The sequence below is a fragment of the Alteromonas sp. H02 genome, assembly GCF_059682525.1.
In genome coordinates this window covers 5,014,938-5,028,397 of record NZ_CM185021.1, presented here as the reverse complement: position 1 = coordinate 5,028,397, position 13,460 = coordinate 5,014,938, and the positions used below count along the sequence as shown (strand labels likewise).

The following is a 13,460-nucleotide window of genomic DNA, read 5'->3' as shown; positions in this document are numbered from 1 at the left end:
TTTCCCCAACGGGCCTATGCCAAACGATAATGGAGCTTGAGTAGCATGACAATCCCGGGATCCCAGGCGCGGCTGACGCAAATCGCCGAAGAGCTGGCGCGATTGGAAAAACAAAAAACGGCGTTGCTCAATGAACGTAGTGCGCTTTTGCAACAAAGCATGGCGCATCAAGCACAGTACTTCAGTCAATCTGAGACACCCGAGGCCAAGGTTGCCCTGTTTAAGCAATACTTTCGCGGACGCGAAGATGTCTATCCCTTCCGCTGGGAGTCTAAGCAAGGGAAAGCCGGATATAGCCCTTCCTGTGCCAATGAATGGCAAGCTGGGATCTGCAACAAACCCAAAACGGCATGTTCAGAATGTGCCCACCAAGCCTTCCATCGCTTTGATGACAGTGCTATTAATGCCCATCTTCGAGGGCAACGCACTATTGGGATCTACCCGTTAACGGCGCAAAATGAATGTTACCTGTTAGCGTTTGACTTCGATAAAACGGACTGGTTTGAGGCAATATCGGCACTGCGAAACGTGTGTGAGTCACTGTCTATTGGCTACTTAGTTGAGCGTTCCCGTAGTGGACAAGGCGGCCATTTGTGGCTCTTTTTTGAAAAAGCGACAGAGGCAAAATCCGCACGCCAATTGGGCACAGCGCTGCTCAATCTGACCATGGACACATACCCGGCCCTTAACTTTGACTGTTTTGACCGCATGTTTCCCAACCAAGACGCCTTACCCAGCGGCGGGATGGGGAACCTCATTGCATTACCGTTACAAAAACAGCCTCGCTTGTCGGGGAACGCCTGCTTTATTGATGCTGACGGGGGCGTTGTCGAAGATCAATGGCAGGCACTGGCGGCGACGGGCAAACTATCACCTGACACTATACGGCAACTACTCGAGCGTCTCGCCGATTATGTGGACGTGGAGCCGCAAGTCGCCGAGTTAAAACCCTGGGAAAAAACGACGACCCTTAATACGCCCAAAATTGACGACTGTCCTGCGACAATCGACATTGTTGTGGCTGACAAGCTGTATATTGCTATTGCGGTTTTACCCAACAAACTGGTTGCGACCTTAAAGAAGTTAGCGGTGTTTGCCAATCCTGAGTTTTTTAAACGCCAGGCGATGCGATTTTCAACAATAGGCATACCTCGTTATCTGTGTGCAGCGCACATTGAATCGGGCTATCTGCACCTGCCCCGAGGACTAAAAGGGCAAGTTGAAGCGTTATTGGAACAACAGGCTTGTACCATCCGGTATCAGGATAAACGCTATGCGGGTCAGCGACTCCCGGCCCTGCGTTTTGAGGGTACGCTTCGCAGCCAGCAAGCGAGAGCGCTAAAAGCCTTACTGGAGAATGAGCATGGACTGGTCATTGCGAATACGGGGTTTGGTAAGACCGTTGTTGCACTGGCATTAATCGCCAAACGCGCCGTCAATACATTGGTATTAGTGCACAATAAGGCGCTGGCGGAACAATGGATTGAGCGATGCAAGATATTCCTCAAAGACGCAGAGATGGGATCTCTCCTGGGCGGAAAGGATAAATTAAATGGACGGATCGACGTCGCGACGTATCAAAGCCTGATCAGTAGAAATGGCATTGATATTCATGACAAAGTCGATAGCTACGGGCAAATTATTGTCGATGAATGCCATCACATTCCGGCCTCAAACTATGAAACGTTGTTAAAGAACGTCGCGCCTCAATTCCTGGTTGGCTTTACCGCGACGCCCAAAAGACAAGATGGGTTGGAAAAGCTCATGTATTTTCAACTTGGTGCGGTGTTATTTGAGTCTAAACCAGCATCGGTAACATTCAGTCAAACGGCCTATGGCTGTGATACCCAAATCGCTTTTCCACCGTCTTGGGTGGATGGTTCGGAGCCGGTAAAAATCACCCAGCTGTATCAATACCTGCAAGCTAACGGGTCTCGAAATCAGCTCATCACGCGTAGCATCGCCGAGGCAATAGCGGCAAAACGTCAATGTCTGGTGCTCAGTGAACGTAAAGAACATATTGCAATACTCAGCGAGCAATTAAATACACAAGGCATCAATACCATTGAGCTGCATGGTGGTGTGAGTACTAAGATCCGTAAACAGCGGATTGAACTGATCCAGAAGGGATTACCTGAAAGGACTGTCATCATTGCGACGGGTAAATACGTGGGGGAAGGCTTTGACTTACCTTATCTGGATACCTTGTTTTTGGCTCTTCCTATTTCCTGGAAAGGGATTGTAGCCCAGTATGCTGGCCGTATTCAGCGTCACCACCCAAATAAAACAGAGGTCACGGTGCACGATTATGTTGATGACTTTCCCATGTTACAACGAATGTGGAAAAAGCGTGCTAATGGATATAAAGCCGTTGGGTATAGTGTCAAAAGGATCGGTAGCGGCAAAACTGACAAGCTTCTTTGACCCAGAATGCTAATCCATGTTTATCTAACTGGCTGCATAATTCGAAGTGTACTCCGTGGTATTTTTAATTCTTTTCTCGTTGATACCTACGATACATTACCCCTAATCATGAGTCGTTAATCGACTCGCCAAAATCGCCAGTGCCGCTTGTTGATTGAGATACTGTGACGGCAATACCACCGAACGGGCAATTAAACCGGTAGGCACATGCAGAACTTCTACCCCGGCATGGGTGGCAGCCAAGCAGGTGGTCGGCGATGGGATGACCGTAAAGACCAATTCAGCGGCAAACGACGACGGCATCGATAGGTCCTTACTTTCGCATGCGCTCGACCGTAAGGCCGTGCGTTTGAGCAAAGGCAAGGACTTTGCCTTCAGTCGTAATCACATCATGCTGATAGCGACAGCAGAAAGCGATCCAATGTTGTTCGGGTTTGAATACTGCTCGCACATCATTCAAGCCATGATCAATGCCATATTGAGTGGTATCGATGGGCACAGCCTCATGGGCGTGAAAGTGTTCCTGCGCAAATTGGGTCAGCAGATCGCGAGGCTCCGTGGCTGCATCCACTTTCCATACATAATTGCAATACACTGTCATGGTGTCTCCTTTATGCTGGGTTGAGGGAAATATCGCTGAGCCGGATACGTTGCACGGTCACGTGTGCCGCACGCCACTTTGCCAGCTCGCTGTCCAATAACACCCGTTGTAATGAGCGCACGCAGCCCTCTTTGAGGGGATGCAGTACCGAGATTTCTCCACTTGAGGCGGTCCAATGATAGTTACCTTCCTCCATGTGGATCGGTACGGCGTTTTGTGCTGCGCAGTCCACGCTCATCGAATTGTCATTGTAGAGCGTGGCGAGACAAACCTGGGTAGCGGCGTTGTCAGCGGTTAGGGTGTAAAGGAGCCAGCCATCGGGGTAAGTGAGCATGTCATACTATCGTGTCAGTGGTATCTTTCTTTACGCTAGTATAAGGTGAGAGTTAGATCAATAGTCTTTTATAAACAATTAGTTAGTATCACTTTGATACTAACTTCCGTGCGAATCGTTGTTAGCGGCTATGTGCTTGTAATTACGCTAGAACTTAACATGGATTCGGATATACGGCCGGTCAATAGGCCCATTTTAGGCCACGACTGACGGGTTATAAGAGGAGAGAGAAGGTGGAACCACAAGAGCATGGTGTGATCGGGACGGTGTTGTGTTTGCAGGTGCGACCGTTGTATCAGGATGAATGTTTGGTCCTGAATAATTGAAAACGATTTTAAAGTTTTAGAAATAACTATTGAAACAAGAACTATTCATGCAATCTTTCTAAAGAGGCCTATGGAACAGACTTTTTAGGGTAAAAAATCTGGCTTAAATTCAGTATTTTTATTGCTGAATAGGGATTACTGTTTTGCTTTAGTATACATGGGGTTATGTTTGAAATTTTCGTTGTGTTGTGAGTTAATACTTTGAAGAGAATCGATGAATGTGGTTGACGAGCGGCATGCATATCACTACTATTATTAGTAACACGCCCGCCAAGCCTCTTCACAATGCTCAAATTGTGCGGGCTTTTTTATGCCTGAATTTTACGTCATGGAAGATAAGGCATAATGAATCAATTCAACAAACCCGCGGTTAGTATTACAGAACAAATCGGCATTCTTCAGCATCGCGGTCTAGCCATTCAAAATCCAGAGCGTGCGGAAAGATATTTAGAAGTAATAAGCTATTTTCGCCTTAGCGCATATATGCGCCCATTCCAAAAGAATATAAACGAACAAGTTGTAGATCATCAATTCAAAGATGGAACTGAATTTAAACAAATAGTTGACTTGTACGCTTTTGATAGAGAATTGCGGCTGCTCATTATGGACGCTATTGAGAGAGTAGAAGTTGCAATCCGTGCTACCTTGAATAACGTTATGGCTAACAAGCATCAAACTGATGATATATGTAGTGGCTCCCACTGGTACTTGAATGAATCATTATTTAAATCCTCATACCAGCACAAACGACTGTTGAAAGAAATCGAAGACAAGCAATCAAAAGAATCCAACGATCTTCAGAGAGATGTAAAAAAGATTGAGCGAACTTCCGTTTCTGCCGAAGTTAAAGATCGGCGGATTGAAAGAAGAGTCCGAGAGAATTATGCCCGCTTTTACCAACATACATATGATTCTCCTAAGTTAATGCCAGGTTGGGCGATGGTGGAAGAATTAACTCTTGGGAGTATATCTCACCTATATCGAGGGCTAGCGAAAGATAATGACCGTAAAGACATCGCTAGAAGATTTGACTTGCCTCAAGAGGTTCTTGAAAGTTGGTTGCATACGCTAAACTTTGTGAGGAATTGTTGCGCACATCATAGTCGACTTTGGAATCGAGAATTGTCTGTTCAGCCTAAGATTCCAAATGGTGATAATTGGCAGTTGCCAGAAAGACTTGAGCCCAGCCAAGTTCAGCCTAAGCGTCGTATTTATATGGTGTTACTTATGTTAGGTCACCTAATGAGACAGGTTAGTCCAGATAGTCAATGGCATAATAAAGTAAAAGCGCTAGTTACACTTCATCCCGAAGTTCCAAAATTTCCTATGGGCTTTCCAGATGATTGGCTCGACCACGAATTTTTCAGTAGTTAAGTATCGCGAGACATCAAATACAGCTCGATGAAATACGGGTTTTGCAAAGTCCATGCGAGATTCAGTAAAATTAATTCAAACGAGAACGTCTTCGTTTTAATTTGATATTTATAGAAATCGAATGTGGTCTTTTGTGAGGTATATAAGACTACTTTGTCTTCGTTTCATTTCAGCCGGTTCAGTAGTGATCTGAAGTTTGTGGACAGATAACTGCTACAGTAAAACAGGCTGTTGAGGCGACAGGCTATCTCGAAGGCATTAACTGCGCCCTAAAATGCTCACCAACAGTGCTGGTTAAGTATTGCTGAATGCCCGCAGCGGCGCCCGGGTCAGGGAAGTTGACTGCCTCGGGTTTAAATCGTCCCATGCCCGCCAGAATGCAGTACCAGGAAGGGCGTAAATACACCAATTGTTCATCGATGCTATCTAAAGCGTCTTCAAACTGACCTTTTCCGTCCCAGGCATTGACCAGTAACCTGAGATTTTCCGGCACGCGGATATCATTCCGACAGGCTTGCCAGTATGGTGAATCGTTGCGGGTATTCAGATAATAATGGGCAACTATATAATCGCGAATACCGTCAAACATCCTGTTCATTTCCGTATTGTATTGAGTGCGGCTGGTAGTCGTTACCGGCTCACCTAACCGGCTCGACAACTGGTAAATGCCGTATTGCACCAACATCAGGGCGGTAGCCTCCAGCGGCTCGATGAAACCCTGAGCTAAGCCAATGGCAACACAATTGCCGTGCCAATGTTCCTGTAGGCGGCCCACGGGCATAGTAAGGTGGCGGGCTGGTGTTTCATCGCTAACCCTGAGACGTTGCCTTAACTCTGCTTCAGCTTCCTCCGGTGAGCAAAACCGGCTGCTGTAGACATAGCCGTTACCGACTCTGCTGGTTAGCGGGATATTCCACATCCAGCCACAGGATAAGCCTTCGGATCGGGTTTGCGGGGTAATAGCCTGTTGGGGCTGGCTAGGTGGAGTAGGAATAGCCACGGCACGATCGTTGAATAAGCAATCCTGATAGCTTTGCAATGACTGTCCAAGTCCTTGTTTCATCAGGAGTCCGCGAAAGCCTGAGCAATCGATAAAAAGCGTAGCCGTAAGGGGATCGCTGCAATCGGTTTGAAGCTGATTAATGTGGCCGTTAGTGCACTGCACACTCAGCACATTGCCGGTAAGGTGATTTACTCCCTGTTGTACGGCAAAGTTGCGTAAACAACTGGCGAGCTTGCTGGCATCAAAGTGATAAGCATAATCAATATCGCCGCCCAGAGTAGTACTAACCGGTGAGACTGCCGCTTCTGCCATTGTCGCTGCAGAGAAAAATTGCTCCGGCCGAACAGCTGCGTTCTGGCCCCGTCGCAGCTGGTTACAATTAGCAAAAAAGTGTTCGGCGGTGTCTAAATCAAGTGCGCTGAAGAAGGGGTGAAAATAGCGCTTAAACCGTTCGCTATCGGTCCAGTTACTGAACTCTATTCCCGTTTTGTAAGTCGCATCACAGGCGGGCATCCAGTCGGATTCCTGCCAGCCCAGTTCGGCAAAAAACTGTTTTAAAAACGGCGTGGAGCCTTCGCCTACGCCCACCGTACCAATTTGAGCCGATTCGATAAGCGTAATGCGATAGCGCTTGCCCCACTTAGCTGCCAGGTACGCTGCACACATCCAACCGGCGGTGCCGCCGCCAACGATAACGATAGATTCGGGCTGTTGAGTGCTATGCGTCATAATGGCTACCGGCTGGTGGATTCGCGAACTATCAGTTCAGGCACAAAGATATCAGCGGGAATCGTGTGGTTCTCAGCCTTACGTTTACGAGCCTGTAACGAGCGTATTAACGAAGACGTGGCACGCTGGGCAATTTGTGCTGTGGGCTGCGAGGCGGTAGTGAGTGGCGGAAACGTCTGGGTTGAAAACGGGCTGTTCTCAAACCCGGCAATGGCCAGCGCTTCAGGCACATCCACGCCTTGCATTCGGGCACCAAAAAGGGCACCCGCGGCGATTTCATCGTTACAGGCAAATAGTGCGGTGGGCGGCTCAGGCAATGCCAGTAGCTGCTGAATACTTTGCACACCGGTACCGAATGAATAGGTGCCATCAATCACAAGCTCCGGGTCTGCTTTAATGCCATGATCTGCCAACGCCTGATAAAAACCGCGCTGACGTTCGGTGGTGGAATGGTGCTGTTTCTCACCGGCGATAAACGCAATGCGCTGATGGCCCTGATCGAGCAGGTGACGGGTAATCTGGCGGGCAGCCTGGTAATCGTCTACCAGTACGCAAGGCTTGTCGTCAGGGGCTTTATCGCCCGATAGCACCCGTACATACTGAATGCCTTTTTCGTCCATGGCTTGAAGGACATCAGGCATTTCAGATAGCGGGGGAGACAGGATCAGGCCGGCTAAGCGGGCACTGTTAACCATGTTAACCAGCTCATCGATGATGTCAGGATTGGTGGCGTCGCAGGGATGGATCAGCAGCTCATAGCCGTTAGACCGACACTCCTTAAGAATACCGTTTTGCATAGCCAGAATGTAGTAGGCATTGGGGTTGTCGTACACGTAACCGAGCACATAGTTGTCACGGCCAGCCAGATCGCGCGCCGCTTTGTTCGGTCGATAATCCAACGCGTCTATGGCCTGCTGCACTTTTGCCAGGGTGTCTGGTTTTACGGTCCCTTCGTTATTAATCACCCGGGAAACGGTTTTAATGGAAACACCGGCGTATTGAGCAACACTTTTTATTGTGGCAGACATTATGCCTCCAGAATAATTTTTAAACAATTTTTTGCATATATTTATCAATAGCTTACGTAATTCACACGCCGAATAGTAAATAAATATGTTTGCAAAGGTTAATTCCTTGTTGTAGCTTAACACTCAATGACAGCGTTGTCATTAGCCAAATTATGGCTAGTGAACGCGACTGTCATTTTATTTACGAGTAAAATGACAGCGTTGTCATTATAGTGAGAACAAGGACTTGAGTGATGCAAAAACACAGAATAACTAAATTAACTCGTGGGCTTCGTCTGGCACTGGCAGTAGGTGCAGTAGCGGCAACTTCAACGCCGGCTGTCTTTGCACAGGAAGGCGCGGATAATACCGAAGTAATTGAAATCCGTGGTATTCGGGCAAGCCAAAAAGAAAATATTAACACCAAACGCTTTTCCGACAGCGTGGTGGATGCCATTACCGCCGAGGATATTGGCAAGTTCCCGGATAAGAACGTGGCCGAATCGTTGTCACGTATTCCGGGGATCACTATCGACCGTGATTTCGGTGAAGGCCAGGGCGTGACCATCCGTGGTGTGCAGCCCGACCAAAACCTCACATTACTGAATGGCCAGGCTGTGGGTACCGCACAATGGTTCGTGCTGTCTGATGCAACCCGTAACTTTAACTTTGAGATCCTGGCTTCTGAAATGGTTGCCGGTCTTGAGGTGTATAAATCCTCCCAGGCCGATTTAGATGAAGGGGCGCTGGGTGGTACGGTAATTCTGCGTACCCGCAAACCGCTGGACCTTGATGCCAATACCTCGCAGGTGTCTATTGAAGGTCAGTACAGTGATAACGCAGAAACTACCGATCCGTCGCTATCTGGCTTATACAGCTGGAAAAATGATGACGGTACGTTTGGTTTACTGGTTTCAGCCAGTTTCCAACAACGTACGGTGCAGCGTGAAACCAACGAAGATTTTGGCTGGTTTGGCCCCAGTATTCCGCGTATTGACCCGCTTATCGAAGCGCCACAGGGGGCCAGTGAGCGCGGTGCCATTCCATGGGGAATGGGCTCTGCCTTGTTTAAGCAGGACCGTAAGCGTAAAGGCTTTGATATCACTGGTCAGTGGCTGGTAACAGATGATCTCGACCTGTCTTTGCACTATATGTCATCGGTAATGGAAGCGGATAACGTTAACTCCAATCTTATCGGTATCCCGTTCAGAGGCGTGGCGTTCTTAGGTACAGATACTAATCCAGGTTCGGTAAGTAATGGTAATGTTGATTCACTGGCGGTGACTGGCGTACCAAATCGTCCGGGCTGGGCGCGTCATATTGCCTACGACAATATCTTCCGTGACGGTTCAGAAATGTCTACCGAGGTGCTGGATTTAGAGGGTACCTACACCATGGAAAATGGTGAGCTGCACTTCCAGTTAGGCACCACCAGTGGTGAAGGAACTAACAATGACTTCTTCACTGAGTTCTGGGTAACCCCTGATGATGAGCGTGCGTCATTTGATTTTTATAACCCGGGTGGCACTAATCCGTATATCGACTTTGTCAGCGCCAGCCCCTGGTTGGCTAACCCTGGCGATGAAATGTGGTTAGGCGGTATCTTCGATCAGGAAAACAGCACTGAAGATAAAGAAGACTACCTGCAGTTTGACTACAGCCACTTTGTCGAGTGGGGCGCCATTAACGAAATCAAATCGGGTATGAAATTCCGCGACCGTAGCTTCTCACAGCAACGTTATCTTACGGATCTGGCCAATCTTGCCCCCACCGGTGAAGGCAGCCTGGGGCCGGCGAGCGATTTCTGGAGCGGCGACATGGTGAATGTCAGTCATTCACAAACCAATGGCGTGGCGGCGAGCTATTTTATGCCGGACAAAGACCTGATGTACTCAGCGTTATACGACGTTTCGGAGTGTAATGAAGGTAATGCAGGCAGTCTGTGCCGTAATAGCAATGTGTTCCTCAAAGATGCGTCGTTTGATATTGAAGAGAGCATTACCGCCTTATATACCATGGCAAAATTCTCAACCGACGATCTGCGCGGTAACATTGGTATTCGCTATGTGGAAACCGACTCAACCTCAAATGGCTTTGATTTAAACTCTGGCCAGGACGTCGCGTATGACAGCGAGTATAAAGAGTGGCTGCCCAGTGCAAACATTGCTTACAACCTGTCTGAAGACGTTATCTTACGTTTTGCCGCAGCACGTGTGATTACCCGCCCGGCACCTTTCCAACTGGCGCCTGCGGTGAATCTTACCCCGGAAACCAGTTCAGGCTCAGCGGGTAACCCGGCGCTGAATCCGTTAACGGCCAATCAGTTTGAAACCGGTGTGGAATGGTACTTTGACAGTGCGTCACTGGCGTCAATTACGTTCTTCAGAAAAGACATCAGCGACTTTATCTTTACCAAAACCGTGGCTAAAGAAATTAACGGTCAGCAAATTAATCAGCTGAGCACCCCTGAAAACGGCGGTAAAACGGCACTGGAAGGCTTTGAGTTCCAACTTCAGCACGCCTTTGAGAACGGCTTTGGCGGGTACTTTAACTACACCTATACCGACCTCGACGATGCTGAAATTGACGAAGCTGCACCGGTACTGGATGATGACGGTAATATTATTGGGGCCACACTCACCAGCCGCACGGTGAGCTTCCCCAATACGTCGAAGAACTCGTTTAACGTAGGCGTTTATTATGAAACAGACCAGTACAGCGCGCGCCTGAACTACAACTATCGTTCTGAGTACTTCATTGCTCAGGCCGAAATTGGTACCCAGTATCGCGATGAACAAGCGCAACTGGATGCACAGTTTAGCTGGCAGTTTAATGACAACGTTACGTTTAAAGCGGAAGCCTTAAACCTGACCGATGAAATCTGGGAAAACTACTATGTGCGGGAGTCTGATGGCGCTCGTCTCGGTGGCACCCAGAGTGCGAATGGCCGACGCCTGTTTGTTGGTGCGAGCATGAGTTTTTAAGTAACCACCGCTGGCCGGTTACGTGCCGGTCAGCGGCAGTGTTGGCTGAACGACATTATTTATCTGTACCTTAACCCACCACAAAGATGTTCAATGATGATCAATACCCTAATTAAATATTGCCTGGTCTGCACTGTAGCGAGCTTAAGTGCCAGCGCGGTGGCTGTTACCCAGCACGAACTTAATCAGTTAGGCCGGACGCTGGATGTGCAATATCAGGTATTGGATAACACTGAGCAGACAGCTTGTGAGTCAGAACAAATTGCCGGACGCTGTTTCAGCGCCCAAATTCGATTGCAAACCGAGGACGTTGCGCTAACCAAAGGAACGGTGATCCACTTTAGTCATATTATTCCTATCGCGGCGGCACAAAGCCGTGCCGTTAGCATTAGCCATATCAATGGCGATCACCATGAGATGCGTATTACCCGCACAATACCTGCTCATACTACCGAGACTATAAGCATTGCGGCACCTGCCTGGCATGCAGCCCGGTCTGACATTATGCCTAATTACTACCTGGTAGCTGATGCGCTGGCGCCGGTAGTTATCGATAGCACTGTGCAACAGGCTGAGCAGGGTTCTGGTTTACCGGTGAACGCCCATACCGGCAGCTGGACTAAACCAAAGCAGTATCGTCGCAACGCCGATGATGTATTGCCGCTGGAGACCAGCAAGGCACAATTTGCTGACTTGCCTGAGCAATGGCCTCTAGTGACTGCAAACCGCGTTGTGCCAAAGGTAAAACAGCGCCAGGACAGTCTGCAAAAGCGCCATTTAACAGGCATTAAATTACCCTCTGATGCTGTGCATTTAGCGCCCTGGTTACCGCTTGTTGAGCAACTGGGCCTGCCAGTTGGTGAGCAGCAGGAAACTATCAGTATTGTTATCGCCAGACAGCAGTTCAGCGGGCTCGAACACTATGCATTGCGCATTGAGGAGCAGGCCATCACCCTGACAGCGGCATCAGATAAAGCGGCAGGCTATGGCTTACTCACGCTGGCTCAGTTGCGCGACCCGCAAACTGGCCAGGTTCCGTTAACGACTAGTGCCGACGCGCCTCGCTTTGCCTTTCGCGGTGTGCATTTCGATATTGCCCGTAGCTTTACCGGCTACGACTCAATCACCATGCTGCTGGAGCAGATGGCGATATTAAAACTCAATAAGCTTCATTTGCATGTCAGTGATGATGAGGGATGGCGGCTTGAAATCCCGGGCTTGCCCGAGCTTACCGAGGTGGGCGCTTACCGCTGTCACGACGAGTCCGAGCGGCGTTGTCTTATGCCACAGCTAGGCTCCGGGCCACATCGAGATGCCGGGGTGAATGGTTATTTGAGTGTGCAGCAGTATCAAAATCTGTTGCAGCTGGCTAACCAGTGGGGCATAGAAGTGATCCCATCGCTGGATATGCCGGGCCATTCCCGGGCAGCAATAAAAGCAATGGAAGCACGCTATCACCGCCTGATGGCCGAGCGCAAACCGGAGCAGGCTGAAATGTATCTGCTCACTGAATTCAGCGATAAATCGGTTTATTCCTCTATTCAGCACTACAACGACAATACCCTTAATCCGTGCTTACCTTCAACGTTTCGGTTTATCGATAAATTGCTGGCAGAACTCAAAGTGATGCATCAGCAAGCGGGGGTGCCACTCCACACCTACCACATTGGCGCCGATGAAACGGCTGGCGCCTGGACCGAATCGGCCGCTTGTCAAGAGTCGGGCATTGCCCCCCACGACATCGCCAAAACCTTTATCCAGGAAATCATTAAACTGGGTAATAACAAGGGGCTGGTAATGGCTGGCTGGAGTGATGGCATGATGGAAGCCTTACCGGCCTTGCCGAATGCCAACGTGTATGTGAATGTTTGGCAAACCCTGCCGGCAGGTGCAAGTAAAACGGTTAGTCAGCTAGCCGCAAGCAATACGCCGGCGGTGCTGTCACTCCCCGATGTACTCTATTTTGACTTTCCTTATCAGAACGATCCGCTTGAGCCTGGTTATTACTGGGGCGCGAAGTCGGTGTCGCTAAAGCGGGTCTTTGGCTTTATGCCGCAGTATCTTGGCCAGCATGCACAGCTTTGGACTGACAGAATGGGTCAGCCCTATGCCGACGAACCCGCACAGGAGGCGACACATGTACTGGGTATGCAGGCCCAGCTCTGGACCGAAATAACCCGCGATCAGCGCAGCGTGGAATACATGCTCTTTCCCCGTTTACTGGCATTTGCAGAGCGCGCCTGGCATCAGGCCGCGTGGGAGGGCAAGGTGAGTCAGGCGGAGTTTTTGCCAGCGCTCAATCGCGACTTTACCGAATTTACCCAGGTGGTGGCGAAGCGCCACTATCCACGGCTGGTACAAGCGGATATAAATGTCCGAATACCGCCACCGGGTTACCACATCGACGCACATCATAAATTGGAATTGCGGGCCGCCATGCCAAATCTGAAGCTGGAATACAGCGCAGATGCCATGACCTGGCACACCTACACCGGCGCTGTGTCGGCAAACAATATCCATTTTGTGCGAGCACGTTTAATTAACAGCCCTCACACCAGCCGAATTATTGCCGTGGAGCCCTAAGCAGCATGCTGACGACAGACCATAATTATATTTATATCGCTGCCCACAAGCGTAATTCAGACCATTGGTGCCGGGGCAACGACTGCAAGTTGAGA

General features: G+C 49.2%; 9 protein-coding genes. 4 read left to right on the top strand and 5 right to left on the bottom strand.

Features of this window, described 5'->3' with window-relative positions; translation table 11 throughout:
• Positions 1-45: 45 nt before the first annotated feature.
• Positions 46-2,424, top strand: coding sequence for a TOTE conflict system archaeo-eukaryotic primase domain-containing protein (locus AC566Q_RS23255; RefSeq protein WP_499611739.1), 2,379 nt, complete (start codon positions 46-48; stop codon positions 2,422-2,424).
• A gap of 102 nt (positions 2,425-2,526) precedes the next feature.
• Here AC566Q_RS23255 and AC566Q_RS23250 read toward each other — a convergent pair whose 3' ends face one another.
• From AC566Q_RS23250 to AC566Q_RS23240, 3 genes are read right to left on the bottom strand one after another with little or no spacing between them, the layout of a single operon-like run.
• Positions 2,527-2,727, bottom strand: coding sequence for a hypothetical protein (locus tag AC566Q_RS23250; RefSeq protein ID WP_499611734.1), 201 nt, complete (start codon positions 2,725-2,727; stop codon positions 2,527-2,529).
• A 10-nt stretch (positions 2,728-2,737) separates the two neighbouring features.
• Positions 2,738-3,025 (bottom strand): hypothetical protein, encoded by a 288-nt coding sequence (locus tag AC566Q_RS23245; RefSeq protein ID WP_499611731.1) that lies wholly within the window; start codon positions 3,023-3,025, stop codon positions 2,738-2,740.
• A 10-nt stretch (positions 3,026-3,035) separates the two neighbouring features.
• A complete protein-coding gene (locus tag AC566Q_RS23240) occupies positions 3,036-3,359 on the bottom strand; it encodes a hypothetical protein (RefSeq protein ID WP_499611728.1) in 324 nt (107 codons plus the stop codon).
• A 671-nt stretch (positions 3,360-4,030) separates the two neighbouring features.
• On the opposite strand from AC566Q_RS23240, the gene AC566Q_RS23235 reads away from it, so the two are divergent.
• Entirely contained in the window at positions 4,031-5,059 is a 1,029-nt protein-coding gene (locus AC566Q_RS23235) for an Abi family protein (RefSeq protein ID WP_499611723.1), read from the top strand.
• Between the two features lie 244 nt (positions 5,060-5,303).
• Here AC566Q_RS23235 and AC566Q_RS23230 read toward each other — a convergent pair whose 3' ends face one another.
• The gene (locus AC566Q_RS23230; RefSeq protein WP_499611716.1) at positions 5,304-6,791 is read right to left on the bottom strand and encodes a tryptophan halogenase family protein; all 1,488 of its coding nucleotides are present in this window, start codon (positions 6,789-6,791) and stop codon (positions 5,304-5,306) included.
• 5 nt (positions 6,792-6,796) lie between these two features.
• On the bottom strand, positions 6,797-7,819 hold the full coding sequence (locus AC566Q_RS23225) for a LacI family DNA-binding transcriptional regulator (protein WP_499611709.1): 1,023 nt from the start codon (positions 7,817-7,819) through the stop codon (positions 6,797-6,799).
• Between the two features lie 233 nt (positions 7,820-8,052).
• Between AC566Q_RS23225 and AC566Q_RS23220 the strand changes: the two genes are divergently transcribed.
• Both AC566Q_RS23220 and AC566Q_RS23215 read left to right on the top strand, forming a co-directional pair.
• Complete coding sequence (locus tag AC566Q_RS23220) at positions 8,053-10,782, top strand: TonB-dependent receptor (protein WP_499611703.1); 2,730 nt, start codon at positions 8,053-8,055, stop codon at positions 10,780-10,782.
• A 93-nt stretch (positions 10,783-10,875) separates the two neighbouring features.
• Positions 10,876-13,365 carry a family 20 glycosylhydrolase gene (locus tag AC566Q_RS23215; protein ID WP_499611698.1) on the top strand — a complete coding sequence of 830 codons (2,490 nt, stop codon included), beginning with the start codon at positions 10,876-10,878 and terminating at the stop codon, positions 13,363-13,365.
• Positions 13,366-13,460 lie beyond the last annotated feature (95 nt).

What these genes read in the sequence shown, in the direction of transcription:
- AC566Q_RS23235 (WP_499611723.1), top strand. Translation starts at nt 4,031, where the DNA reads ATGAATCAATTCAACAAACCCGCGGTTAGTATTACAGAACAAATCGGC.
- AC566Q_RS23220 (WP_499611703.1), top strand. Translation starts at nt 8,053, where the DNA reads ATGCAAAAACACAGAATAACTAAATTAACTCGTGGGCTTCGTCTGGCA.
- AC566Q_RS23240 (WP_499611728.1), bottom strand. Translation starts at nt 3,359, where the DNA reads ATGCTCACTTACCCCGATGGCTGGCTCCTTTACACCCTAACCGCTGAC.
- AC566Q_RS23230 (WP_499611716.1), bottom strand. Translation starts at nt 6,791, where the DNA reads ATGACGCATAGCACTCAACAGCCCGAATCTATCGTTATCGTTGGCGGC.
- AC566Q_RS23225 (WP_499611709.1), bottom strand. Translation starts at nt 7,819, where the DNA reads ATGTCTGCCACAATAAAAAGTGTTGCTCAATACGCCGGTGTTTCCATT.
- AC566Q_RS23250 (WP_499611734.1), bottom strand. Translation starts at nt 2,727, where the DNA reads ATGCCGTCGTCGTTTGCCGCTGAATTGGTCTTTACGGTCATCCCATCG.
- AC566Q_RS23245 (WP_499611731.1), bottom strand. Translation starts at nt 3,025, where the DNA reads ATGACAGTGTATTGCAATTATGTATGGAAAGTGGATGCAGCCACGGAG.
- AC566Q_RS23215 (WP_499611698.1), top strand. Translation starts at nt 10,876, where the DNA reads ATGATGATCAATACCCTAATTAAATATTGCCTGGTCTGCACTGTAGCG.
- AC566Q_RS23255 (WP_499611739.1), top strand. Translation starts at nt 46, where the DNA reads ATGACAATCCCGGGATCCCAGGCGCGGCTGACGCAAATCGCCGAAGAG.